Origin of the sequence: Nitrincola nitratireducens (genome assembly GCF_000585235.1) — a bacterium.
GTDB lineage: Bacteria > Pseudomonadota > Gammaproteobacteria > Pseudomonadales > Balneatricaceae > Nitrincola > Nitrincola alkalisediminis.
Map to the genome: position 1 here is coordinate 14,996 of NZ_AONB01000011.1, position 26,460 is coordinate 41,455.

Consider the following 26,460-nt stretch of genomic DNA (forward strand, 5'->3'; position numbering starts at 1 on the left):
GCGTCCTCGAGAGTAGTGTTTTCGAGGACGCTTATTGAATGTCTAGGGCTTCCGTTGCTCACGAAGCTGAACTTCGATACGCTCTAATTGTTCAGACATACTTTGCATATGCTCGCGCATCCAGTGGATTTCGGCTATTTCACCTTCACCAGACTCCAGTTGTTCAGCGGCACTTTCTTTTTGCATGACGTCTAAAACGATTCCGATCATCATGTTCAGAAAAATAAACGCGTTTAAGAATATGAATGTTAAGAAGTAAATCCAGCTGTAGGGATAATGTTCCATGGTTGGGTACAGAACAGCTGTTGCCCAACTTTCAAACGTGGCAACTTGGAATAGCGTGAGCATGGCCAGTGAAATATTGCCCCAGAGCTTTTCATCAACGCTTTCAAATAGAAAACTCCCAACGGCTGCGTAAATGTAAAAAATGATAAACATTAACAGAGCAACATACCCCATCCGAGGGATAGACTTTAAAAGTGCCGTTAATAAAATGCGAAGTTCAGGAATCATTGAAATCAAACGTAAAACTCTGAAAATACGCAGTAGACGAGCGATGAGTACCATCTCGGAATCATCAATCGGAATCAAGCTCGCGGTTACAATTACAAAATCAAAGATATTCCAACCTTTTTTGAAAAAATCGAGGGTTCGCTTTTCAGCGGCTATGCGAATGATGAGTTCAAACAGAAAAAAGAGGGTAATGCCGAGATCAAGCCAAACCATAACTTGCTCAAAACGCGTGCTCTCATCATAGGTTTTCGCCCCTATCAGCAACGCTGAAATAATGATGACAGCAATGACAAACGTTTCAAAGATCTTGTTGGCACGCAGTGATTCAAGCCGGTCTCGCAAGCGGTACCAGTATATTTTCATTCTAGATAGGTCTCCAGTCAGGGTTGTACAACGCGTGAGAAAATTGATGGCCATTATCGCTGATTGCGTCTGCCTTCAAAAGAGAGATTTAGTCTATCTACAGGATGATTTAAGTGGTCAGAGCTTGCTTAAGTGGCGTAGGCTCCTAAAATTAAAACATGACAGAACGACTAGGCGTATTCGATTAAGCAAAGCAGGGGCATGCATCATGAAAAGAGTAGCACTTTTTTTACTGGTTTTATTATGCCCGTGGGGGCAGGCTGCAGAGTTTCCTACCCGACCCCTTTCCATGCTGATTGGATTTGAGCAAGGTGGTAGTACTGATATACAAGGTAAGGTTTTAGCGGAGGTGATGTCAGAAGTGATTGGACAGCCTGTGAACATTATTTACTACCCTGGAGCCGGTGGTGCAGTGGCTGCGGCGATGTTGGCAAATAACCAAGATCAGGGGTATGTGTTTCAGTTTGGTTTATCTTTACCTTTTACCTTCGCTCCTTTAGTGTCACCTGCTTCATACCAGTTGGATAGTTTTCGTTATGTGGCAGGCGTGACCTTAGATCAACCCGCTTTTGTTACGGGCGGTGTTCAGGATTTCAAAACCTGGCATGAATTTCTGGATTATGCCCGACAAAATCCAGGGCTTGTGTATGCGACTCAAAATTTGCAAGATCGGTTTATCATGCAGTACATCGCTAAAAAGGAGGGGCTTAGCTTACGGTTTATTCCGACGACAGGTGGTGCTGGAATGGCCCCTTTAATAGTATCTGGAGCGGCTCAAATTGCGTTTAGTGGAGGGACTCATGGTGTCTATACCGAAACGGGAGAAATGGTCGTCCTCGCTGGCCTCCCAGAAGATCGCTTATTCTATTACCCCGATGTTCCGTCATTGAGAGAGTTGGGGTATCCGTTTAGCATGGATGTAATACGTGTAATCTCGGTGCCTGCGAATACTCCTGATGAGGTGGTCTCGACTTTGTATGGGGCATTGCAACAGGTTGTAAAAGATCCTCGTTTTATTGATGTTACGGAAAACGTGATACGCATGCCCGTTGTGCTTCTGGATGAAGTTGAACTAAAGCGCGTTTTTGATCTGCAAGTTGAGTCCTACCAACGGCTAATCGAACTGTCGAAATAGCGCTTAAATTTTAGTAGCAACAATCATGTCTGGGTGTTGATTTGAGTTGTTGAAGTCGGGGTCAATACTGATGAGTGATGATGGTAAGCAGGTAAGTGAGCGAGGTTCGAGCAAACGCTGGGAGCTTAAGTTTACAACTAGAATTACTCTAATATTTGGATTGTTGGGTTTTTTAACCTTAATTTTATCAATGGGATACTCTGTTCAAACAGCTAAATCTAAATTTGAGGAAGATATTAAGCAGAGTTTATTGCAGCGTCAGCGCACTATTGAAAGCATGGTCGAGAATCGAATAAATCTTCTTGATGTGTATTTGCATACAATCACTTCAAGCCGAAATTTCATGCCAAATTCTAATATCAGTGAAAACACGACCGTTGAATCTATCACGGATGATATGATTTTTATGTTTCAAGACTCGGTAATTGGTGCAAGTTTAGATATATTTTTTCTTGTTGACCATTCTGGATCTCTTTTATTTGATGCTGGTATTCCACTTTATAAAATTGATCCTATATTGGAAAATATAGATTCACCTATATTGTTTACAAACAAATGGACATTATTGGAGCATGAAGAGATTTCTGTATTATTAAAGGCAGTCCCTGTTTTTGATCCAGCAAGTATTCAGCTGAAAGGTTATATTTTTGCGGGATTTGCAATAGGAAATAATAAAATTTTTCATCAAGATGTAATTGCAAGAGCTGATTTAGATGTTTTAAGGATAGGTACCAAAAAATCAGTAATATTTGACAGTCATCCACAGGTAAATGGTTCGAAGTTAACACGAAAAACTGTAACATCTGATGATGTTCTTTGGTATGACAATGATGTTTTTTTTATCAAAGAGACTCTAAGTCTAGATAAAATTATAACCCCAATATGGCTGGAACTTGGTGTCGCTGGAAATCGATTTGACTCAATTTATGTTGAGTACTGGCGCTCTTTTTTACTACTATCAGGTGGGTTCTTATTGTTGCTATTTATGGCAGGCTCTATTTTACATTTTACCCATAAACGGGCAATTGATAACATGATGAGCTATATAGAATCAATAAAAAAAGGAATGAGGGGGGTTGAGTTCACGCCCACAGATGTATACGAATATAATCAAGTCAGTGAAGCCATGCAGAGTATGGTTGAAGATTTAAATATTGCTGCAACTGTTTTTGAATCGAGTGAAGGTATGTTGGTAACGGATCGCAATCAAGTGATTCTCCGGAATAATCAGGCCTTCACAGATATAACAGGATTTCAGTCAGATGAGTTGATCGGTAAGTCATTAAGTCAGCTTAAGTCTAATAAATATACTGACCATTTTTACAAAGAAATGAGTAAAAAACTATTGATTGATGGGAAATGGCAGGGTGAAATATGGAATCAAAAAAAGAATGGGGAAGAGTATTTACAGTGGATTAGTATCACGGCGGTTATGAGTGATGTAACGGGTAAAGTTCTGAATTATGTTGTGACCCTGAATGACGTTACCCAGCGTAAAGCTGCGGAGAATCGAATTAGGCAGTTGGCTTTTTATGACCAGTTGACTCAGTTGCCAAATCGCCAACTTCTGATGGATCGTTTAAAAAAAGCGGTATTGTCCAGCGTGCGAACGAACACCTATGGTGCGCTCTTGTACTTGGATTTAGATGATTTTAAAACCCTAAACGATACGCGGGGTCATGATGCAGGTGATCAGCTATTGGTGAAAACCTCAGAACGATTACAAACCTGTATTCGACGTACAGACACAGTCGCAAGGATAGGCGGTGATGAGTTTATTATTTTGCTGGAAGATGTCGGCGAAAATGAAAAATCAGCATCGAATCACATTGATCTTCTTTGTAAGAAAATCCTCACGAGTTTGGGTCAACCCTACTCTATTGCAAATGTTGAACATCATAGTACTTTAAGCGTAGGGGTTGCTTTATTTATTGGGGATGCTGAAGGAGTTGATGAACTGCTAAAACAGGCTGATTTAGCCATGTATCAAGCAAAGTCGGCAGGACGGAATACCTATCGATTTTTCAATCCAGAAATGCAAACCAAGGTAATGGAATATGCTGAATTTGCAAATGATATTCGCAGTAGTATTCAAAATAAGGACTTTTTATTGTACTACCAGGTTCAAGTTAACCATCATGGTGAACGTGTGGGTACTGAAGCCCTTTTGCGTTGGATGCACCCTGTGAAAGGTATGGTTCGACCAGATGAGTTTATTCCTATAGCAGAAGAAACCGGGCTCATTATTCCCTTGGGTGACTGGGTTTTGGTGGAAGCCTGCCAAGTATTGGCAGGTTGGGCTGCTCATACGTTGACTCAGGGATTGACCTTGGCTGTTAACATTAGCGCTCATCAGCTTCGGACACATGATTTTGTTGAAAAAGTGAAAAGCACGATTTCTAAAACAGGGGCTGATCCCAGCAAGCTGAAGTTAGAAATCACAGAGAGTATGTTGTTAGATGACATCGATGACACCATTGAAAAAATGCGAGCGCTACAAGCAATCGGTGTCACGTTTGCGTTGGATGATTTTGGCACAGGCTATTCCTCGTTATCCTATCTAAAACGTCTCCCATTGGATCAATTAAAGATTGATAAAACCTTTGTTAGAGATTTGTTAACCGACACACAAGATGCCGATATTGCATCGACCATTGTGTCCTTGGCAAAAAGTCTGCATTTATCAGTTATCGCAGAGGGCGTGGAGCAAGAAGATCAAAGAATACTCCTTGCAAGTTATGGTTGCTTACTTTACCAAGGCTATTTGTTTGGTCGTCCTGTTTCCTTAAAGGAGTTTATGGCATCGCTTGAGACGTTTGAAAACCAGTTGAGCTAAGTTTTAAAGATTCGGCAACCCAGTAAAAGTAAACAGGGTGTTAGCAATAGTGTTAAGAGTGTGGCAAAGGTTAATCCACCAGCAATGGCGCTCGATAACTGCATCCACCATTGTGTTGAAGGTGCGCCTATCCCGAGGCTAGGTTCTAACAAATTAACGTTGACACCTAAAACCATCGGCATTAATCCAAGCACGGTCGTGATGGACGTTAGAAGAACCGGGCGTAATCTTAAGCAACCTGTTTCCAATGCTGCTTGATAGGGGTCGGTTCCTTCACGTCGTAAACGATTAAAGGTGTCAATTAGAATAATATTGTTGTTCACCACGATACCGGCAAGTGCAATAATCCCCATGCCAACCATTACGATTCCGAAGGATTGGCCGTTAATCAATAACCCTAATAGTACGCCAGCTGTGGAAAGAAGAATCGCGCTGAGGACAAGGAAGGTTTGAAATAGACTGTTGAATTGGATGACAAGAATAAACGCCATCAAAAAAATAGCGATGATGAAGGCGCTCATTAAAAATATGGCCGCTTCTTGCTGGTCAGCATCTTCACCTGCCAAGTTGATCGAGACCCCGTCGGGCAGCTCGTTAAGATAGGGTCTGAGCTCATTTAAGCGTTCATCTAAACGCGAGCCTTCAGCCAAGTCGCTCTGAAGCGTTAAGGTTCTTTGTCCATTCACACGGTGTAAAGAGCCCGTTTTAGGCATAGGAACCACTTGAACGAAGTGTGAGATAGGTACTTGCCCACGAAGCGTATTCAGGGTGAGACGAGTCAATTGGTCAATTGACCGCCAGTGCAAAGGTAACCTGACTCGAATATCAACGTCGTCATTCGCGTCTTCTGGGCGATAGGTAGCGAGCATTAAACCATGGCTAACCAGTTGCACGGCATTCCCTACTGAGAGAACATCTGCTCCAAGTCGAGCGGCGGCTTCTCGATCTACTTCGATACGCCATTCAATCCCAGGTAGGGAACGATTGTCTTCAATATCGATAAATCCACCAATGCTTTCCATGCGGGCACGGAGGGTATCAAGTGCATTATGTATTAACGTGATATCATTTGCACTTACCTCTAGTTGAAAGGGTTTCCCTTGACCTGGTCCCATATCCTGTTTGCGAAAATCAAGTTCAATGCCAACCAGATCAGATGTTAAATCCCGCATTGATTGAATAATGTGGGAAGAGGTTCGGCGTTGATGCCATTCAATTAATTTGAACTGGAGGACGCCAATAACGTCCTCACCTTGTTGAGAGGAGGCGGAGGCAAAGGTGCGTGCATAAATAGAGTCTATTTCCGCTAGGTTGATCAGTCGATCCTCAACTTGCTTTACAAGGATATCTTTCTCGTAAACGGATAAATCTCCCCGTGCTCTAATCTGCAATTGTAATGAGTCTGGTTCAATATCTGGAAAAAACTCCACGCCATGATTAAAGCGACTGTATGTGATAAAAATAAGGGTAATGACCAACATCATACCCAATAGGGTTAAAAAGGGCGCTTTTAACAAACGTCCAAGTATGCACCGATAGAGACGGCTCATGGGGTTGTGCAACGCCATATCGCTTGATGACGTTTTGATGGGGCGTGTCATTACGGCACCCATTGTGGGCAAAAAGATCAGCGCCATGACCAGTGAGGCGAGTAAGCATAGTATAACGGTTGCAGGAAGGTATTTCATGAACTCTCCGACAACGCCGGGCCAAAACAGGAGCGGAACAAAAACAGACAGGGTGGTGGCCGTGGATGCGATGATAGGCCAGCTCATGCGGTGCGCTGAATTAAGCCAAGCATTTGCGGGTGATTGCCCCTCTTTGAGATAACGATCGGCTTGCTCACTGACAACAATGGCACCATCGACCAACATGCCTGCAACTAGAATCAATGAAAAGAGTACGATAATGTTCAGGGTGTACCCTAGCGTCCAAATTAAGAGTATCCCCGCTAAAAACGCACCTGGGATGGTTAATCCGACCATTAATGCTGAACGAAACCCCATGGAAGCGATGATTAAGATCAACACAAGCACGACGGCTGTCATGACATTATTCAATAAGTCATTGAGCATGTCGCGTACCTCAATGGATTGATCCATGAGGATTCTCAAATCAACATCGTCAGGAAGTATCATGCGGGCTTCTTCAATAACGGATTGAATATGCGCGGTGGTATCAATGATGTTGGCACCTGAGCGCTTGCTGATTTCTAAGACTAAACCGGGCTGACCATTAATGCGTGCAAAGCCAGTTGGATCTTTGAAGGTGCGCCTTAAGGTTGCAATATCTGAAAATGTGACAACTCGGTCCTCTTCTACCTTGACGGGCATGCTTAAAATATCTTGTAACGACTCGATCATGCCGGGTACTTTAAGGGCCATTCGGCCAGACCCTGTGTCTAAACTGCCAGCGGCAACCAATCGGTTATTATTGGACACTAAATTAAATAATTGAAAATAATCAATTTGATACTGATCAAGGACCTGTGGGTTCACAATTATTTCCAATAAATCATCTCGATCACCGGCAATATCAACTTCAAGAACCTCGGGAATTCCTTCAATCGCAAGCTTTAGTTGTCTCGCTAAATAGATCAATTGAGCTTCTGGAAGGGCCCCGACAGCGCAATTGAAATGACAGGAAACAAGGCAACATTAATCTCGTGCACCCTTGGTTCATCCGCCTCAGACGGAAGCTTGGTGCGAGCTGTATCAACCTTTTGTCGAACGTCCTGCAGCGCTTTGTGAGGATCAAAGCCTGCGTCAAATTCAAGCATAACCGATGCATGACCTTCACTGGCAATTGAGGTCATTTTCCGTACCCCCTGCAGTGCTCGAAGCTCTTGCTCCATGGGGCGAACGAGAAGGCGCTCGCTGTCATCAGGCTAATGCCCTCAAGTGCCATGGACACATACATCATAGGAATGACAACATCTGGGTTGGCTTCTTTGGGAATCGCTTGGTACGCCGCGACTCCTCCCAACAGGATAAATATAAAGAGTAAAAGAGTGGCCCTTGAACGCTGGATAGCGGCACGAATGATCTGCTCCATCAGAGGGGACTCTCTTGCAAATGGGGTTCAACTTTGTCACCGGGTTGCGTGAAGCCAGCTCCAAGCGTAATGATTTCTAGAGTATCCGGCAGGCCGATAACCCGAGCATACTCCGTATCAAAGCTGATGAGCGTGAGAGGGTGAAAAACAACCACCTGCTCATTATTCACGCCTAAAATGCCAACCTGGCCTGAAGGGTCTAGGCTTAATAGGGAAGGCGGAATACGATGGGCTAAAACCTCCGGTAAGGAAATCTCTAAAGTCGCGCTCGCTCCAGCAATGCGAAGGCCTTCGGGGTTGTTAATTTTGGCTTCGATTGCGTAACTACGAGTGGCCGTATCGGCAAGGTTCGCGATAAACGTAATTTCACCAACGAATGTATGTCCATCTAAGAGAGTGACCTTTACAGGGTTTCCGACGCCCATACGCCCGACATCTTGCTGTGCAACGTAAGCCTTTACTTTGAGATTACGTGTGTCTGTAAGGGTTGCAATCACATCACCGGATTGAACCAACTCGCCAATTTCGAACGGTAGTGAGTTTACAAATCCTGCAATAGGGGCGTTTATTTGTGTGTGTGCAAGGGCGAGTTTTGCATCGGCTAGAGCCGCCTCACTGGCGGCCGCCGTGGCTTTTAAACGTAGTTTTTCGTGCTCAGATAATAATCTGTTCTTAAATAAGCGCTCACCGGCCTCGAGTTCAGAGCGGTGTAAATGGACATCAGCTTCTGCTTTCTGGACTAGCGTGCGTCTGGTTTCTGGATCCAGTCGCACCAGAACGTCTCCTTGTTCAATCCATTGCCCTAATGTTGCGGGACGCTCTTGGATTTGACTAGAGGTGCGTGCATATACCTGAGCTTGATAATATGGAGAAAGGGTACCTTGCAAGATCAGTGTCGGAGTAAAGGTCTTTGCTGCAACTTGATGCGTCTGAACTTTAGGTAGGTTTGAGACGGTTGACTCAACCTCCTTGGCTTGAAGCTGGTCTGGATCAACAGATTGATAGGTGTTGCCAGACATAATCCAGATAATCAGTAAAAGAGAGGCAAGACCTGCTGCGATAATCGATACCAAGCCCCGACGTTTAGGGGAGAGTTGAGCGTCTTTTAAGTCCATTCATTGCTATTCCGACCAAATCATCATCAGGTCAGAATAGCAAGATTTGCAGAGCGTTAATATAGTTGAAAAGGATGTGTCGTTTGATCCCACTTCATCCGCTGACAAGACGCCGGTGGCTATCGTACATTCAGTTAAGCGATGCATTTATCCCCCTTTGATGACGGATCATCGACTTTGACCTGTTTTTGTTCGACTCGACGCCACACTTTCTCATGAAAATGAAAGGCAAGGGTGTTAACGGCTGGTTCAATTAAAGCAACGGCTCCACCGATCACTAAATCACCCGTTAATGCGTAGGCAACACCGAAGGCAACGGTAAAGTGTAAAATGGCAAATGAGAATGTCTTTTTCATAGTAATGCCCCGAATGCAGTGAAAATGGCTGGCGATTCACGCGTTTGCGCTGTTCTTGAATCTATTATCGTGCAGAGATTTAGTTAGTTAAAATTAATTAACTATATGTCGTCGATAGTTATTGAAAATTTACCTGTAAGAGAGGCGGCTTTCATCGTCTTGTTCCATATTTCCAAGACGAATGCGCCACTAATCGCTATAATGGTCACATGACAAACCTTTCAGGCAGTTCCGCTAACATGATGCTCTCAGCTCCTCCTATCCATCGCAACACACGTAACACACCCAACCAGAGTTCAAATCGAAACACCCCCGCACCGTTTTTGCCGATGACGCGCAAGGAAATGGACAGGTTAGGTTGGTCTGAATGCGATGTGATCATTGTGACGGGGGACGCTTACGTCGATCATCCTTCATTTGGCATGGCCATCATTGGGCGTTTACTTGAGTCGCAAGGATTTAGGGTTGGCATTATTGCGCAACCTGATTGGCACAGTGCTGACGCGTTTAAAGTGTTGGGACGTCCGCGTCTGTTTTTTGGCATTGCTGCCGGTAATATGGATTCAATGATCAACCGTTACACGGCAGATCGAAAAATTCGTTCGGATGATGCGTACACGCCGGGCAATGTTGCAGGAAAACGCCCTGATAGAGCCAGTATTGTCTACAGTCAGCGCTGTCGAGAGGCCTACAAAGATGTGCCCCTGATACTGGGCGGCATTGAAGCATCCTTGCGCCGTATTGCGCATTACGATTATTGGCAGGACAAAGTTCGGCGCTCAATTTTATTGGATTCGCGTGCCGACTTGTTGCTGTATGGCAATGCTGAACGCGCGATAATTGAAGTGGCGCAGCGCTTAGAAGCCGGTGAACCGGTGGATCAATTACGTGATATTCGAGGGACGGCCTATGTTCGTAAAGATACGCCGGAAGGGTGGATGGAGATAGACTCCACTCGCATTGACCGTCCCGGTAAGATTGATAAAATTATTAATCCTTATGTGAATACCCGAGATTTGCCTCAGTGTGAGTTGGAGAAATCGAGCACGACGCCTGAGGTCGATGATTCAGTGCAAGTATTGCACATATTGCCCAAGCCAAAACTGGATCGATCAAGAACGGTTATCCGTCTGCCGTCATTTGAAAAAGTCATTCAAGATCCTGTTTTATATGCCCACGCGAGTCGGGTGCTTCATCTGGAAACCAACCCTGGGAATGCACGAGCCTTGGTGCAATTGCATGGTGACCAAGAAGTTTGGCTGAACCCACCGCCTATCCCGCTTAGCATGGAAGAAATGGATTTTGTGTTTGGTTTGAACTATGCCCGTGTTCCACATCCTATGTATGGAAAGGCAGAGATACCTGCGTATAAGATGATTCGTTTTTCCGTCAATATTATGCGGGGATGTTTTGGTGGTTGTACCTTCTGTTCGATTACTGAACATGAGGGGCGTATTATCCAGAATCGATCTCAAGACTCTATTATTCAAGAAATTAAAGAGATTCGTGATAAGGTTCCTGGATTTACAGGTGTTATTTCCGATTTGGGTGGCCCTACAGCGAACATGTACCGCATTGCTTGTAAAAGTCCAGAAATAGAAGCGGCCTGTCGTAAACCATCCTGCGTCTATCCGGGGATTTGCTCTAACCTGAATACAGACCACTCGGCATTAACTCAACTCTATCGGGATGCTCGGAAAATAAAAGGGGTTAAAAAAATTCTTATTGCATCGGGTTTAAGGTATGACTTAGCCGTTGAAGATCCTGAGTACGTTCGTGAGTTGGTGACCCATCATGTGGGTGGATATTTGAAAATCGCGCCTGAGCATACGGAGCAAGGCCCACTGGATAAAATGATGAAACCGGGTATCGGCTCCTTTGATGCGTTCAAAAAAATGTTCGAGCGCTTTTCGAAAGAAGCCGGGAAAGATCAGTATTTGATACCTTACTTTATTGCCGCGCATCCTGGCACAACCGATGAAGATATGGTTAATCTAGCACTTTGGTTAAAGAGCAATGGCTTTAAGGCAGATCAGGTACAAGCCTTCTATCCTTCGCCGATGGCTACAGCGACTGCCATGTATCACACGGGACGAAACCCCTTGCGCCGCTTGAGCTACAAAAAATCGGCTGAGCGGGTGGAAACCGCCAAAGGTGAAAAGCAGCGTCGTTTGCATAAGGCATTTTTGCGTTGGCATGATCCGGACAATTGGCCACTTTTACGCGACGCATTAGTGCAGATGGGTCGTGCGGACTTAATTGGATCAGCTGATCATCAACTGATCCCCTCGGAAGACAGCTCTGCATCGGAATACCGAAGCCATCGCCGAAAAAATAGTCCAGGTGCGGCAAGAACAGCGAAGGGGCGAATCTTAACTCAGCATACGGGTTTGCCACCGAGAGTAGGGGGCGGAGCGTCTGCGCCCAAAGCTCGGAAATCAACAATACGGCGCCCACGATGATTTTAAATTTTTCGTCACATTTAGATTGTAATTAATCTAAAGCGGTGTATAGTGACTTTATCAGACACTTCCCGGGGGGTGTCTGTGTTGAATCACGGAGCGACCGTGAAATGGTTCACCGGGGTGGCCAGCAATGTTGCTGGAATTAAGTTATAGAAGATTTGATGCACGTAAATACTATTAAAGCTAAATTTGAACACACTCAAGGCAATCGCCTAGTTTCATGCGTTTTAGCTAAATTTTTCTTAAACATCCAACGTGCATCCAGCAAGTCGTTAAAAATTCCTGCCTTCCCTGAATATTTTCTGAAACAAAATTCTTTTTTAACAATTTTTTTCGATTCATTACTGGAAAAGCAAATTTTTTCGTCTATGCTTAAACAGAGAATTCAATTCTGTAACATTTAGGTTATAGAATTAAACAGCGTTCAGAGTCACTGCAAAGCAGTCACTAGAACAGAAACCGGATCAGAATTTACTGGTCTTTAGGAAAAATGCCAATATTTGGCAATTACGTAAAAGAAAGAGGCTACACATGTCACAGCTAGTTACCGGCACCGTAAAATGGTTCAACGATGAGAAAGGATTCGGTTTTATCCAGCAGGAAAACGGTCCGGATGTATTTGTACACTTCCGTGCAATCAACGGCACAGGTCGTCGTTCATTACAAGAAAACCAACAGGTTACTTTCGAAGTAACTCAGGGTCAGAAAGGCCCACAGGCTGAGAACGTAACTGTTATCTAAATAACACTGCGCAGTTTGAAGACAGTGGGCGCTTATGCGCCCACTTTTTTTATGATTTTTTATATGTTTAATCTTAATTGTCCTGAGAAGTTTTCAGGTCTTCGTCGCTCAAATGTCTGGACTTGCGATACATTGGGTTATAGGATTAACCGATTGTTAAATAAGCATGGAGGCCAGCTTGTTGATTTCAATGGATGAACCCCATTTATCTTCCCGCTTTAACTCTAAATATCTAAAGCCGTTTGTATGGCTGATTGCTTTTTTAGTGTTTTTTATTTCTTCGGCTACTTTAAGTGCAAATGAGCGCGTTCGTTTGAAATTAAAGTCGAGCCATCAGTTTCAGTTTGCTGGATATTATGCGGCTGTGCATAAAGGCTTTTATCAAGCGGCAGGTCTCAGTGTTGAGATCCTTGAAGCGGGGGGCGAGCAGCGTACGGTTGAGTCTGTCGCTGAGCGTCGTATTGACTTTGGAATTGCAGGCTCTGAGCTGGTCATTGATCATGCTGCTGGATATGAAGTTGTTGCGTTGGCTCCAATTTTTCAACATTCTGCGATGGCACTCATCACATTGCGGGATACAAATTTTACCTCGTTAGCGGCACTGACCAATCAGCGAATTATGTTGGGTGCTGAGACTTCATCGATCGATGTTTTTTGCGCCAAGAAGGACTTGGACCAGATGATTTTCAATTGGTTAGGCATGTTCCAAGCATTACGCCCTTGATCACGGGGGATGTGGCTGCAATGGCTGTGCGTATAACGGATGAGCCCTTTGTTATTCAGCAAAGTGGTAACCCTGTTAGAGTGCTGCATCCGATTGATTCTGGCATTGATTTTTACGGTGATACCCTTTTTACGAGTCGTGCGCTTTATGTACAACAACCGCAAATGGTTCAAGCATTTGTCGAGGCAAGCTTGCAGGGTTGGCGGTATGCGTTAGAGCATCCCGAGGAGATTGTTGACCTTCTTTTAAATACTTACGGTGTCAATCGAAGTCGTGAGCATTTGCTCTATGAAGCACAACACATCCGTACATTAATATCGCCAGATTTGATCGGAATAGGCCATTCAAACCCTGTCAGATGGCAAATGATTGCGGATACCTATGATTCATTAAATCTCTTACCTGGACCTTTTCATTTAGACGCGTTTGTGCCACCCAAAATGGACACTGTGCGCATCCCTGATTGGTTGAAGTTTGTCTCAACATTAACGTTATTGGTGTTGTGTTTATTCATGGTGATGATTTATCGTCAGCACCGTTTGAATCAAAATCTTAAAACAGAAATTCGTGTGCGCAAAGATACGGAGTCACGTTTACGCTTAATTACCGACAGTATGCATGATGTCATTTGGGTGATGGATGAAAATTTTAAAATGACTTATGTGAGTCCGTCTGTTGAGCGTTTGACGGGATTTGAAGTCGATGAGGTGTTGAATAAACCCATTTCAGATTTGATCAATGCCGATACTCGTCGCCAATTAGCGCAGCGAATTCAGGAAATTACTCAAATTAACGAAGCCGGTCGTACAGGCTCGGAGTGTGATGAACTGTTCGAGTTTGAAATTCAATGTAAATTGGGCCGTCAGGTTTGGGTAGAGTCGACCATTAAGTTTTTCTTTTCGGCTCCAGGCATTATCGCAACGATTTATGGTTCAACACGAGATATCACTGATCGTCATCGACAGTATATTGAATTAAAAAATTTAGCGAGCATGGATTTTCTGACAGGTGTTAAAAATAGACGAATTTTCTTCGAAAAACTACAGTATGAAACAGCACGTTTTCGCCGGCATGGAACACCTCTGAGCTTAATAGTGTTGGATATTGATCACTTTAAAAAGATCAATGACCGATACGGCCATTCCATTGGTGATGAAGTCTTACGTCAAGTTGTCAAGCTTCTAGAAGATGAAATACGGGAAATGGATACGATAGGGCGCTTAGGCGGTGAGGAGTTCGGAATACTCTTACCTGATACGGCTCTGGAAGAAGCCCATTATTTGGCAGAGCGTCTACGAGAGCATGTCTCTGAGTACCCTCTTGAAATCTCAGGTGTGTATATTCCAGTGACAGCAAGCTTTGGTGTAGTCCAGTGTGAACCATTGGAGACGGTGTCGAGTATCTACAAGAGAGCGGATGTAGCGGCCTATGCGGCGAAAGCCGCAGGCAGGAATTGTGTTCGTCGTCAAATGCCTGCCATGATCAGTTAGTGAAGGTTATGGGGTCGATGTAATATGTTTGATCAAACTTTGTTCGATTTCATCAGCGTCAAGTGTAGTGTTGCTGATGATCTCGAATCGGGAATCCTTCCTCCATGCGAGTGGAAGTACTGATGCATCTTGGAAAACGCGGTTGTAACTCACCCAAGTGTGTCCAATGTTGATTGCGGCTTTTAACCTCATTAAATCTGTCATTTGGTCTAACTCGGCTTTGAGGGAATCAAACTCAAATTTGTCCTTTGCATCAAAAATCCAACCATAGGTCTGTATTCCGTCATGCGCATGAGATTTACGAATCGGCTTTCCGGGCATAGGCTTGGGTTCTGCATGCTGAGGTGAAAAGGCCAAGGACGTCTGTTGTCCGTTAGACGCGTGGTGAACCGCGTCATTTTGTGTATCTGCATGGCGTGTGTAAGGCTCCATGCTTTCAAAAGACTGACGTGGGTTGTCGAGCAAGCTCAAAGGAAAAACACCAAAAAGTGTTCTAAGTACAGACTCTTTGGGTGGGAAGAGGTTTTCGCAGGCGTGTTGGGCTTCTTGGCAAAGGCTGGCTGGACTCAGATCGCATCGGTTAATTAACACAATATCAGCAAGGTTAAGTTGATCGGTGAAAATAGGGTTGGCCAAGATGCCTGGGTGTTCAAGGACGGCAGGGTCGAGTACGCAAATAATGGAGCGTAAGTCGATCGCTTCTTCGAATGAAACACCGGTTAACACATCGACAATCCCAGCAGGATGACCAAGTCCTGTGGGTTCGATAATGAGTCGATGGGGTTTCACTCTTCTTAACAGCATGGCCAGTGTGATCGTTAAGCTAGGGCCTAGCGTACAGCAAACACAGCCACCAGCAAGCTCTTTAATATGAAGATTATCTTCATTTGCCATCAATGCGGAGTCTATACCGATTTGTCCAAATTCGTTGACTAAAATAGCCCAGACTTCATCTTTTGGTTTTTGTTTAATGAGTTGATTAATCGCCGTTGTTTTTCCGCTGCCGAGAAATCCAGTGATGATATTGGTGGGCACTTTTGTAATTCTTTGCATAATTACCTAGGCTATTAAAGTGTTATAAAGTAACAATTCTGAGGCATTGATAGGTGTTTTGCAAGATGGCTTGACGCACCTATGAAGAGAGCATTGTTCGCCTTTGTTAGCTCTTTTAATCAAATACCCGTGCATTTTTAATGTGTTATGGCGAGTACGAATCCATTATTATTGCTAGTATCATTGTTGAGAGGGCAGAGTGAATGACGAAGGTTGTATGTTTAGTAGGATCTGTATACGGCAACAGTACATCAGTGGCTGAAGAATGTGCTGAGTTTTTGAGAGGGCAAGGACACGAAAGCGAAGTGTTTTCGAGTTTTGACTTGGCGGAGCTGCGGCAGGATCTTGAAGCCGTCTGGTTGGTTTGTACCTCGACAACTGGGCAGGGCGAGCTGCCTGATAATATTTACCCTTTCTATCAATCGTTAAAAGATGAGTTTCCGCTCATGCCTGATCGGAAATATGGGGTGATTGCATTGGGAGACAGCTCATATGATAGCTTTGCTGATGCGGGTCGTATGCTGGATGAGCTCTTGCAGGAGTTACAAGCCAAACGTTTAGGTGACGTTTTATTTATTGATGCATGTGAGACTGCCGATCCCGAAGGTGTGGCACTTGATTGGGTCAAAGAGTGGGTCAAGCATTTGTCGTAAGCCGTTTTGGAAATAAGGACGACATAGGCTTGTCGTCCTTGTGTCGTATTACTTAAGTAAAAACCCTTTTTCATTTAAAAATGGCAGCATGTGAGGGCGAGACTCCTTAACCAGCATGCCTGATATTTGCTCTGTCCACGTCATCTCTTTACCACCACCCGTCCGGGTTCGATAGTATTCCTGTACTTGAGCATCGTATTCATGCATGTGTTTTACATCAGCATCAACAGAGTACTTTTCATGCTTTAGGACAATCTCCAATGGGAGTCGTGGTTTGATCTCGGGGTTTTGATCTGGGAAGCCTAAGCACATTCCAAAGACTGGGTAGACCAATTCTGGCAGTTCCAAAAGTTCAGAAACACGTGCAATTTGATTGCGAAGTCCGCCAATATACACCACGCCTAAGCCCAGTGACTCAGCCGCAACCGCACAATTTTGTGCAAAGAGTCCACAATCCAGTGAGGCCGTCAAAAACTGTTCTGTGTAGCCACTCAGCATGTGTTGCTGGTGTTGCTCGCAGGCATCTTTGTGTCGGTGCATATCCGCACAGAAGACTAAGAAGATAGGGGCTTGAGCTACATAGATTTGATTACCTGAACATTCAGCGAGTTGATTGCGCACATCCCCTTGGCTGACTTGAATAACCGTACAGGCTTGGATAAAGCTAGAGGTTGCAGCGGCTTGTCCGGCCTTAACAATTTCGCCAACCCATTCACTTGGAACGCTTTGTTCAGTAAATTTTCGGATTGAGCGGTGCTGGTTCAGTAAGTTGATAACGTCGTTCATTCAAAAACCTGTTTTAAAGTGAGTGTTGCATTATGCGTATCGCTTTTGACAAAGCATTTGCCGTTTCAATACGATTGCTGATATGAGGAATACAATCCGTGGTGACCACATTCGCTTTATTCGAAAGCCCTTCATAGGCATTTCCTGCAAAGATGCCATGGACACCAATGGCCGTTGCTCTTTTCATGTTCGCCGATTCAAGATGTTCCAGTGTTCGCAATATTGTACGCCCACTGGAAATAATATCATCTACAAGAACAGGGGTGTGCTCAAGGTAGGCGCTTAACTCAGGTGTTGAAATATTGACTTGATAATCGCCTAAACGTTCCTTTTCCAAAATTTGGAAGGGCGCTTTAGCCATTTCCGCGACCTGTGAAACCCATTGCTCACTTTCTGAATCCGGGCCAATGATAACTGGTTGGTTAATGTGCTGAGTAATCCACTTTGCGATCAGTGGTGCGGCTGGCACAACTTGAGTATTGATGGAGTATATATCTGACAGTGAATGATAGCGATGCAGATGCGGATCAATTGTAATTAAGCCATCAAACGCTTGAGATAAGAGTTTTGCAAAGGGTTTTGAGCTAACACATTCACCTTCGTGAAAGCGTTTATCTTGACGCATATACGCTAAATACGGGGTGACTAAAATGCGTTGGCGAGCGCCAAGCTCCTTTAGAGTATCGGCTAAAAATAGCAGTCTAAGAATCTTTTCATCAGGGTGAAACAGGTTGCAAAAAACGATACATGAATGATCAGCGCAGCGGTCATGTACTCTTAAATAGCTTTCGCCGTCTGGAAAGTGCCGCATTTCCAAGGAACCGGCTTCTGCCTGTAACCCATGGGTGATTTGAGCAGCGAGTGCGGCATCTGATTCAAGGTTAAACACAAGTGTCTTCATGGTCTTTCTTCTTTTTGGGTGTTTGGTTGGGGCGACAACTGGATGATATCTGGGTGGTTTAACAGATAATCAACAGCATAATTGAGTTCGCCAATGCTATCTGCATGCAAGGTGAGTAACAGGTCGTTCGGTTGGACAGTTTGGCCTAGTTTGGCATGGAGTTCTACCCCAGCTGCCGCATCGGCAGGCGCCCCAGCCAGTTTTGCAATTTTAGACAATTGGCGATTATCAATACCAGATACGACACCCGTCTCGTGAGCGATCAGTGCATAACGATAACACGCCACAGGTGGTGTCTTCATTCCCCCTTGTGCATTGCAAATGGCCATGAATTTATTCCATGCGGCCCCCGTTTCGATGGTGTCTAGCGCTTTTATCTTACCTTCACCAGGCGATAAGGGTTGAATCATTTCCAGCATAGCACCCGCGATCTCTGCAGCGCGTTGTTTTAGATCTTCAGGGGCGTTGGGCTGGTTTTGTAAAACGGCCAGTATGTCGTAAGCTTCGAGCGCTGGGCCAATACCTCTGCCCACGGGTTGGCTGCCATCCGTAAATAGGATTTTTAAGGTTAAATTGAGCTTCTCTGCAACGGCTTTAAAGCTATTCGCTAGCTTTTCCGCGGCGATTTGGCTGCGGACTTTAGCTGTTGGGCCTACAGGGATATCGATCAATACATGGGTTGCACCTGCGGCAATTTTTTTGGATAAAACCGACGCGATGAGTTGTCCTTCACTGTCAATATCCAAAGCACGTTCAACCTGAATGAGGATATCATCAGCGGGACTCAGTTTGACAGAACCTCCCCATGCAAGGCATCCGCCCACTCGCTTAACGACGTCCCGCATGTCTTCAATTGAAAGACTGACCTCGGTTAGAGTCTCCATTGTATCAGCCGTTCCGGCAGGTGAAGTGATTGCGCGTGACGATGTTTTAGGGATGGTCACTCCACAGGCGGTGAGGATTGAGATAACTATGGGGGTGGTCCGGTTTCCAGGTAAGCCACCGACGCAATGCTTGTCTAAAACGACTGGCAATTGCCAATCAAGACGACTGCCCGAGTTCACCATCGCTTGTGTTAAATAGGTAATCTCATCATCGTTTAAGTGATCATCACCGCAGGCTGTAATGAAGGCGGCAAGGTGAACATCGCTGTAATAGCCTTCAGCAATATCGTTGATGATACATTCAAACTGTTCAAGATCGAGCGTGTGTCCGTAGACCTTAGCTCTCACATGTGAGAGGGATTGAATCGGTTTTGGGTGTGATAACCAGATAGGGTCTCCGCTCTCGATTTGCAGGTGTTTCCAAGCGGATTCTGAAAAACCGACCTCATTCTCACTGAGTAGATCGGAGGTGATCATATTCAGCGATGCAACAATCGACTGACTGCCTGAGCTGGTCACTAACACTCTGGGTAGGCTATCGAATCCTTCAGAACGACAGACAGGGCTGTCTTTCCTTAGGTAAATGGTTGGCTCGTGATGAGTATCAATGCCTAATCTGCGGGCAGATAAGGGAGCCAAGCGTTCGGGGGCATAGGTCATAAACAGCGTCCTTTATAGATATGCATCATGTGATTGCATGACTCACTGTTTTTATTTTGTCATATGAAATCAAATGATTTTGATTCTAAGTAAAGCGAATATTTCATTGATGTTCAATCCTAAATCCGTTTCTGAAAAGGAAAACACTTCACCGGTAGGGGAATCAAGTGTTAGTAGACTGAGGTAGTTCCTGTTAAAATCGACGTTTTGTTTAGCAGATTAGGGTATATCATGGATCGCCGTTATCGCCTTGTATTGTCATGTCCCGACCGTGTGGGCATTGTCTCAATGGTCAGTAATTTTATATCCAGCCACGGCGGCTCAATTGCCGATGCGAACCAGCATACCGATCCCGGCTGCAATTACTTTTTTATGCGTGTTGAAATTTGTGCAGCGACCTTGCCATTCTCTTTAGAGGCATTGAAAGAAGCCTTTAGACCGATTGCGCAGTCATTCAATATGGAGTGGGATATTACCGACTCCGCTAAACCAAAGCGCGTTGTGCTCATGGCCAGTCGAGAGTCCCATTGCTTGGCTGATCTGTTGTATCGTTTTCACAGTGAAGAACTCTTTTGCGAAATTCCCTGCGTCATTTCAAACCACGATAAACTGCGAAGCATGGTAGAGTGGCATGGAATTCCGTACCATCATGTACCTGTAGATCCAGCGGATAAGCAGCCGCATTTTGATAAAATTGAACAGCTCATCGCTGAATACCAAGCGGATGTAGTCGTGTTAGCGCGTTACATGCAAATATTGCCCCCTGCACTTTGCGAGCACTTCCCGCATCGCATTATTAACATTCATCACAGTTTCTTGCCTTCTTTTGCCGGGGCTAAGCCATATCATCAAGCACATGAGCGGGGGGTGAAATTAATTGGTGCAACCTGCCATTATGTGACAGAGGATTTGGATGCTGGGCCAATTATTGACCAAGATGTGACGCGTATTTCCCATAGGGATCATCCTGATGACATGGTTAGATTGGGCCGTGATGTGGAAAAATCAGTACTGGCAAGAGGCTTGCGTTGGCATCTTGAGGATCGTGTGTTGGTGCATGGCAATAAAACAGTCGTATTTGCTTAAGTCTTCAAGTACTTAAGCGAATTCGAGTTACGAATTTAATGTGCCGACACCTCTCAACCATAAAAAATACGCTACACTTAATGTGAGATAGAGATACGTGACACTCTCTATTAAGTTTAGCGTTTGGAGGAATCAGACATGTTAAGATCTGTCAAAGCTCAAGATTATATGGCCACTAAGCTTGTGACCTTCCACCCCGAAACCGATTTGTTTGATGCCATTAGTGCGCTCCGGGAGTACAAGCTTTCTGCATTTCCCGTGATCGATGCCGAAGGAGGGCTCGTCGGTATTTTGTCCGAAGTGGATTGTTTACGTGCGATTTTAAGTCAAACCTATCATGAGGAAGAGATGGGAAGCGGAGGGCATGTATCTGACTATATGTCGACGCAGGTTGATACGGTTCCGCATGATGCGGACATTATTGCCGTATCAGATATTTTTATTGCAAAAGGGCGTCGTTGTTTACCTGTTGTTAAAAGTGGGAAGCTGGTCGGGATGATTTCGCGCAGCGATGTTTTAAGAGCGGTTGAAGACTTTGCAAAGGATGGCTAATGACCCCTGCACAATAGTTGAGTCCAGTATGAGTGACTTTTTTCCAGAAAAACCGATTTTGTTTTACCCCTCGTTAGCGAAGCGTTTTGGAGCTGATGAGGCCATTTTGCTTTCGCTGCTGAGGGACTCATTGCTATTGAATGGTTTACCAGACGGAAAAGGCTACACTGAGGTCATGTTTTCAAATCGCCAATGGCATGACTTGGCGAGTTTCTGGGAAGTTGAGTACCTCACGCAAATTGCAGAAAGTTTGAGTCGGCAAGGTGTGTTAGTGCTTTCTATCGGTACTTCGGGTACGGTTAGAGTCAAGGCAAAGATGGGGTCCAGTTCTACAACCCATCAGCCGCAGCAGGTGAGTGCTCATGCCGCTCCCCCTGTTGTTTCGGTCAGCACAGAGAATACCCTGCCCGTGTATGATCACTTGCCACCCAGAGCCAAGCCGGAAGCACCTAAGGTTACCCGCGGGCCTGCACCGACGTTTGGGGGGACGAATGGCTGGCGTCGACAAAAAGACGAGTTGGAGGCCATTTTTGAACAGCACGAAGAGCGCAACCAACGGATGGTACCCATGTCAATGCACTGGAAGCCTTCGGCTGCATTTCACGAATTTTTAGCACGCCATTCGATTCCCAGTGAATTTGCTCAGACCTGTTTGGATGAGTTTGTACTGTATTGGTTGGCTAAGGATAATAAGCGTGAAACCAATTGGGATCAAAAGTTCCTCGCTTGGGTTAAGCGTGAATGGGTTAAGCAGCAGTCTCAAGAGGCGCGTGACAAGCGTTCAGATCAATTATTGGCAGGTAGTGTGAATGAAAACCCCCGACGAGATACTCGCGAAAGCCGAAAACGGGTTACCGCGGCCATCATGGACATCAAGGATACCGACTGGTAGTCAAGATGCCGTCTCAGAAACCAAAGAGTCCGAGTTAATTTCGGTTAAAACCAAGTCGCATGTCAACATGATTTTTGCTCGCTTTATGGCTATCTACGGTCATAAGTTCAAAAGCTGCTTTGAGACAGAGCACGAGATACGTTTAGCCAAGCGAGAATGGGCATTAAGTTTGAGTGGCTATAGCGAGGCAGAGCTTGTGGCTGCCGTCAATCGCTGTAAAGAAACACTGGCTTGGATGCCATCTATTTCTGAGTTTTTGAATATACTGCGAAGTTTGCAGGGCGATTTTGGTTTGCCTTCCGCCTATAAAGCCTATACGGAAGCCTGCTTCCATGCTCATGAACCAAGTGTCTATGATTGGACTCATCCTGCGGTGTACTTTGCGGGTCAAGAAGTGGGCTGGTTTCGTTTACGAACAGAGGAGGAGGGGCAGGTGTATCCTGCATTCCAGCTTGCGTATGAGCAACTCTGTCGACGTGTTCGTCAGGGTGAGTCGCTTCACATACCTGTACGCAAAGGGATCGAAGACAAACGTGATACAACAACAGCACTTTTTATCGCCGACTTTGCGAAGGAGCAAGAGGTGTCACCCGAGTTGGCAGCAACACTGTTATTCTATTTAACAAAGCCGAAAGGCTCACGTGTGCGTGAGCGCTTTCGAGAGCAATCGGTTGCTAAAGTCAAGTCTTTGGGCTTGACCTTAGATTTACCCGCCTGATGCAGTGTCCGATAGGGTGCTAACGGGTATTCCAAGCCCAAGCTGTTTTTCGAACGTCACGCTGAATCCAGTGTGACGTTCGACGGCCTTCTAGTGAGAGGAGGCTGAGCGTTTTTGTCCAAGCATGGCACCTATTGCGTGTCGTAATGCGTCGGACAGTCCATCGTGTCTAAAGGCCTTTAGAATTAATGCGCGCATTTCTGGCAAAAACATTAAGTCAGACAAGATGCGAGTAAAGGCTTGTTGTCCTGCGTCGCAAATGGCAAGTCTTTCCAAAAAAGCGTGTAAGATCTCGGGTTGATACAGGCTGGTTAGATTTCGAGTGGCAACGGCCAGTAAAACCTCAGTGTGGGTTGCGTAAGCGCTTGAGAGAACGTTGATGATCATCTCATCACGAGTCTGTGTGAGCGTTGTGTTTGAGATGGCTCTGACCAAGGCCGCAATCATGTCGGGCGAACACTCCTCGTGTTCGAGTAATTGGTTTAAATATTGACTCAACGTACTGAGAAGCGGATAGCTTGGCTGGCTGTGTTCAAGCAAACGCGAGATGGACAGCAGTAGGGGCGTCGGTAATGAGCCAAAGTTCGTGCATAGGGATTGCTCATTCGTGCCTTGATCCAATCGGACGATGAAATCAGCGATGCCTTGCAACCCCAGGTTTTCCCAATACTCATACGGGCGTTGAGCCGATAGGTACTGCTGAACGTCTTCATAGTACTGGGAGGCGGGTTGCCCTAAGATCAAGGCGGCTTGCGCATGAAAGATCGCCATTTTCTCTGCATCGGGTGTGAAAGAGAAAGGATTGTCCTTAAGGGCATCTTCTTTATCGATATCAGGCATTAGCGCATTCTGTAGCAAGCGGTTCACGATATCATCGCGGGCAGCCTGTACTAAAAACCCTTGTTCATCTAACGGGAACTTCAAAAACCAGATGAGGTTTTCATCCTTCTTTTTGGGATTCCACATCAGCATGCCTATCCACGCGTGATGGAGAAATGGCATAGGATAGGGCACTAAATTCTGCTCAACCTTGGTAAATACATCCGTTGATAGCTTGCTGACACGGCGGCCCATATCAAAAAGACGTAAACGATTGTCTTTATGGCTGAGAAGGGAGCTAAGCAGCTTTTCCATATCAGCCCCGCGCGTGCTTCAAGGTATCGGCAATCAGAAACGCGAGTTCCAGCGACTGATCAGCATTGAGTCTTGGATCACAATGCGTGTGATAACGGTCAGCGAGGCCTTCTTCAGTAATTTGAAAAGCACCACCAATGCATTCAGTGACATTGTCGCCTGTCATTTCAAAATGTACCCCGCCTGCGTATGTGCCTTCGGCTTTATGAACTTCGAAGAAGCCTTTCATCTCGGTCAAAATGGCATCGACACTGCGTGTTTTATAGCCATTAGAAGCTTTAATAATGTTGCCGTGCATTGGGTCAGAGCTCCAGACCACTGGGTGTCCTGAGGCCTGAACGGCTCGAACCAAAGGCGGTAACAGTTCTGTGATGGCATTGGCTCCCATCCGCGCAATCAGTGTAATGCGACCCGGTATACGGTTAGGATTTAACGTATCAAGCAAGGTGAGTAAGCTGTCGATTTGAGTGCTTGGACCAATTTTAATACCGACAGGGTTATGAACACCTTTCAAAAACTCAACATGAGCATGGTCTGTTTGACGAGTGCGATCCCCTATCCAGAGCATGTGTGCTGAGCAGTCGTACCATTGTCCTGTCAAACTGTCTTGACGCGTCAAGGCTTCTTCATAGTTCAGCAGTAAGGCTTCATGAGAGGTGTATAGTGAAGTCTCGTGCAGCTGAGGTGTGTTTTGCGCATTGATGCCGCAGCTTCCATAAACGCCAGTGTTTGTGTGATTTGATCGGCAAGGTGTTGATATTTTTCACCTTGAGGACTTTTTTCAACAAAGCCTTGGTTCCAGCGGTGTACCTGATGGAGATCAGCATAACCACCCGTTGCAAATGCACGCAATAAATTGAGTGTTGAAGCGGATTGATGGTAGGCCGCAATCATGCGTTGTGGGTCAGGCTCACGTGCGGCTGCAGTGAATTCGATATCGTTGATGATATCACCACGATAGCTCGGCAACTCGATGCCGTTGATGGTTTCAGTGCCTGCTGATCTCGGTTTGGCAAATTGACCAGCAATACGGCCAATCTTAACAACCGGGCAACTGCCTGCAAAGGTCAGCACCACTGCCATTTGCAATAAGACTTGGAAGGTGTTCCGAATTTTATTGGCATTAAACTCCAAAAAGCTTTCAGCGCAATCTCCGCCTTGCAATAGAAAGGCTTTGCCTTGTGCAACCTCACCGAGGGACTGAGTGAGTGAGCGAATTTCTCCAGCAAAAACGAGTGGAGGTAATTGGCTCAACTGGGTCTCGGTTAATGCAAGGCTGGCTTGATTTGTGTAGACAGGCTGTTGGGCGATGGGTTTAGTACGCCAGCTTTTGGGGCTCCAATGTTCCATAAATACTCTTATCATATGGCTTGTAAAAGCCTAGAGTTTACGGTTTTGGCGCTAATAAACAAGGCTTAGGCTGTTTTTATCCCGGGTAAATTCCGGAAGGTAATGTCTCTTGCAGTGTTCAAAAAATCTTGCATGAACTCTGCCTGCACTTGCTCCTCCCGAATCGCGGCGTAAAGCGTGCACCATAGGCCTTTTTCACCTAAGGGCTTAGCTGCAACTAAATTACGTTGCAAGTACTCTTCAACCGCCCAGTTAGGAAGAGCTGAAACGCCGCGGCCACTGGCCACAAGTTGCATGATCATGACGGTTAACTCGGATGTCCGTGTATGATTCGGTTCAACGCCCGCCGGATCAAGGAAGCGAGTGAATACATCAAGTCTTGATTGATCAACAGGGTAGGTAATCAGGGTTTCAGATTTTAGATCGCTCGGCTGAACACAACGCTGATGGGTAAGCGGGTGTTTAGTGTGCATGACGAGGATAGACTCGTAACTAAAGAGGGGGATGTACTCAATGCCGGCTTTAGGCTCTGGATCTGAGGTAATAACCAAATCCAGATCCCCACGTGCAAGGGCCGGTAAGGGTAAAAAGCTAAATCCAGTCGATAAATCCATTTCAACTTCGGGCCAGTTGTGACGAAAGTGATCAATTGTTGGCATTAACCAGTCAAAACAACTGTGGCATTCAATGCAAATGTTCAATCTTCCCGTTTCTCCGCCGGCCAGTCGAGCAATGTCTCTTTCGGCATTTCGGATCATTGGTAGCAGTTCATCGGCAAGGGCGAGTAGGCGTTTGCCTGCGCTGGTAAAACAAATAGGTTTGGTTTTGCGAATAAATAAGGAGCAATTCAGGCGATCTTCGAGGTCTTTGATTTGGTGAGACAGGGCTGATTGAGTCAGGTGTATGCGATCAGCGGCTTCGACTAAGCTACCCGCATCACGAAGTGCGGCCAGTGTTTTCAGATGACGAAATTCTACCATGCCAGACTCCGGCGAATGA

General features: G+C 45.4%; 20 protein-coding genes and 2 pseudogenes. 11 read left to right on the forward strand and 11 right to left on the reverse strand.

Going from position 1 to position 26,460, the window contains the following annotated elements; translation table 11 throughout:
• Positions 1 to 42 precede the first annotated feature (42 nt).
• Positions 43 to 876, reverse strand: a complete 834-nt coding sequence (locus tag D791_RS10470; RefSeq protein ID WP_036511312.1) for an ion transporter — start codon at positions 874 to 876, stop codon at positions 43 to 45.
• Positions 877 to 1,084: 208 nt separating this feature from the next.
• Between D791_RS10470 and D791_RS10475 the strand changes: the two genes are divergently transcribed.
• Together D791_RS10475 and D791_RS18980 are read left to right on the forward strand one after the other, a co-directional pair.
• A complete protein-coding gene (locus D791_RS10475; protein WP_089503627.1) occupies positions 1,085 to 2,011 on the forward strand; it encodes a tripartite tricarboxylate transporter substrate-binding protein in 927 nt (308 codons plus the stop codon).
• 70 nt (positions 2,012 to 2,081) lie between these two features.
• Complete coding sequence (locus D791_RS18980; RefSeq protein WP_051514422.1) at positions 2,082 to 4,847, forward strand: EAL domain-containing protein; 2,766 nt, start codon at positions 2,082 to 2,084, stop codon at positions 4,845 to 4,847.
• Here D791_RS18980 and D791_RS10485 read toward each other — a convergent pair.
• From D791_RS10485 to D791_RS10495, 3 genes and pseudogenes are all read right to left on the reverse strand, one after another.
• Positions 4,844 to 7,901: pseudogene (locus D791_RS10485) on the reverse strand (efflux RND transporter permease subunit). The gene D791_RS18980 and the pseudogene D791_RS10485 overlap by 4 nt on opposite strands.
• Entirely contained in the window at positions 7,901 to 9,016 is a 1,116-nt protein-coding gene (locus D791_RS10490; RefSeq protein ID WP_051514423.1) for an efflux RND transporter periplasmic adaptor subunit, read from the reverse strand. The pseudogene D791_RS10485 and the gene D791_RS10490 overlap by 1 nt, the downstream one beginning before the upstream one ends.
• 134 nt (positions 9,017 to 9,150) lie before the next feature.
• Positions 9,151 to 9,372, reverse strand: a complete 222-nt coding sequence (locus tag D791_RS10495; RefSeq protein WP_036511314.1) for a DUF2061 domain-containing protein — start codon at positions 9,370 to 9,372, stop codon at positions 9,151 to 9,153.
• Positions 9,373 to 9,611: 239 nt separating this feature from the next.
• On the opposite strand from D791_RS10495, the gene D791_RS10500 reads away from it, so the two are divergent.
• The 4 genes from D791_RS10500 (at position 9,612) to D791_RS21455 (ending at position 14,792) form a co-directional block, all read left to right on the forward strand.
• The gene (locus tag D791_RS10500) at positions 9,612 to 11,834 is read left to right on the forward strand and encodes a YgiQ family radical SAM protein (RefSeq protein WP_337588630.1); all 2,223 of its coding nucleotides are present in this window, start codon (positions 9,612 to 9,614) and stop codon (positions 11,832 to 11,834) included.
• A gap of 534 nt (positions 11,835 to 12,368) precedes the next feature.
• Positions 12,369 to 12,578, forward strand: a complete 210-nt coding sequence (locus D791_RS10505) for a cold-shock protein (RefSeq protein WP_036511316.1) — start codon at positions 12,369 to 12,371, stop codon at positions 12,576 to 12,578.
• A gap of 178 nt (positions 12,579 to 12,756) precedes the next feature.
• The gene (locus tag D791_RS21450) at positions 12,757 to 13,302 is read left to right on the forward strand and encodes an ABC transporter substrate-binding protein (protein WP_157682320.1); all 546 of its coding nucleotides are present in this window, start codon (positions 12,757 to 12,759) and stop codon (positions 13,300 to 13,302) included.
• Positions 13,269 to 14,792: a diguanylate cyclase gene (locus D791_RS21455; protein ID WP_157682322.1), complete on the forward strand. Its 1,524-nt coding sequence runs from the start codon at positions 13,269 to 13,271 to the stop codon at positions 14,790 to 14,792. The genes D791_RS21450 and D791_RS21455 overlap by 34 nt, the downstream gene beginning before the upstream one ends.
• Before the next feature lie 6 nt (positions 14,793 to 14,798).
• Here D791_RS21455 and D791_RS10520 read toward each other — a convergent pair whose 3' ends face one another.
• Positions 14,799 to 15,845 (reverse strand): CobW family GTP-binding protein, encoded by a 1,047-nt coding sequence (locus tag D791_RS10520; protein ID WP_036511322.1) that lies wholly within the window; start codon positions 15,843 to 15,845, stop codon positions 14,799 to 14,801.
• 203 nt (positions 15,846 to 16,048) lie between these two features.
• Between D791_RS10520 and D791_RS10525 the strand changes: the two genes are divergently transcribed.
• Positions 16,049 to 16,498, forward strand: a complete 450-nt coding sequence (locus D791_RS10525) for a flavodoxin (protein ID WP_036511323.1) — start codon at positions 16,049 to 16,051, stop codon at positions 16,496 to 16,498.
• A 48-nt stretch (positions 16,499 to 16,546) separates the two neighbouring features.
• Here the strand turns inward: D791_RS10525 and nfsA are convergent, their stop codons facing one another.
• Genes nfsA through D791_RS10540 form a run of 3 tightly spaced genes read right to left on the reverse strand, consistent with a single transcriptional unit; the run spans position 16,547 to position 19,729 of the window.
• On the reverse strand, positions 16,547 to 17,284 hold the full coding sequence (gene nfsA / locus D791_RS10530; protein ID WP_036511326.1) for an oxygen-insensitive NADPH nitroreductase: 738 nt from the start codon (positions 17,282 to 17,284) through the stop codon (positions 16,547 to 16,549).
• Between the two features lie 13 nt (positions 17,285 to 17,297).
• On the reverse strand, positions 17,298 to 18,185 hold the full coding sequence (locus D791_RS10535) for a ribose-phosphate diphosphokinase (protein ID WP_036511329.1): 888 nt from the start codon (positions 18,183 to 18,185) through the stop codon (positions 17,298 to 17,300).
• Entirely contained in the window at positions 18,182 to 19,729 is a 1,548-nt protein-coding gene (locus tag D791_RS10540) for a thymidine phosphorylase family protein (protein WP_036511331.1), read from the reverse strand. Before D791_RS10540 ends, D791_RS10535 begins: the two co-directional genes overlap by 4 nt.
• A 231-nt stretch (positions 19,730 to 19,960) precedes the next feature.
• On the opposite strand from D791_RS10540, the gene purU reads away from it, so the two are divergent.
• The 4 genes from purU (at position 19,961) to D791_RS10560 (ending at position 22,977) form a co-directional block, all read left to right on the forward strand.
• On the forward strand, positions 19,961 to 20,815 hold the full coding sequence (purU, locus tag D791_RS10545; protein WP_036511335.1) for a formyltetrahydrofolate deformylase: 855 nt from the start codon (positions 19,961 to 19,963) through the stop codon (positions 20,813 to 20,815).
• A 138-nt stretch (positions 20,816 to 20,953) separates the two neighbouring features.
• Positions 20,954 to 21,367, forward strand: coding sequence for a CBS domain-containing protein (locus tag D791_RS10550; RefSeq protein WP_036511338.1), 414 nt, complete (start codon positions 20,954 to 20,956; stop codon positions 21,365 to 21,367).
• 28 nt (positions 21,368 to 21,395) lie between these two features.
• Positions 21,396 to 22,259, forward strand: coding sequence for a DnaT-like ssDNA-binding domain-containing protein (locus tag D791_RS10555; protein ID WP_036511341.1), 864 nt, complete (start codon positions 21,396 to 21,398; stop codon positions 22,257 to 22,259).
• Positions 22,177 to 22,977, forward strand: coding sequence for a replication protein P (locus D791_RS10560; protein ID WP_237748600.1), 801 nt, complete (start codon positions 22,177 to 22,179; stop codon positions 22,975 to 22,977). Before D791_RS10555 ends, D791_RS10560 begins: the two co-directional genes overlap by 83 nt.
• A 90-nt stretch (positions 22,978 to 23,067) precedes the next feature.
• On the opposite strand, the gene D791_RS10565 is transcribed toward D791_RS10560, so the two are convergent.
• From D791_RS10565 to D791_RS10575, 3 genes and pseudogenes are all read right to left on the reverse strand, one after another.
• On the reverse strand, positions 23,068 to 24,111 hold the full coding sequence (locus D791_RS10565) for a DUF3549 family protein (RefSeq protein WP_036511348.1): 1,044 nt from the start codon (positions 24,109 to 24,111) through the stop codon (positions 23,068 to 23,070).
• A gap of 1 nt (position 24,112) precedes the next feature.
• Positions 24,113 to 25,461 (reverse strand): annotated as a pseudogene (locus D791_RS10570) (class II 3-deoxy-7-phosphoheptulonate synthase).
• 65 nt (positions 25,462 to 25,526) lie between these two features.
• Positions 25,527 to 26,441, reverse strand: coding sequence for a LysR family transcriptional regulator (locus D791_RS10575; RefSeq protein WP_036511351.1), 915 nt, complete (start codon positions 26,439 to 26,441; stop codon positions 25,527 to 25,529).
• Between the last annotated feature and the right edge of the window lie 19 nt (positions 26,442 to 26,460).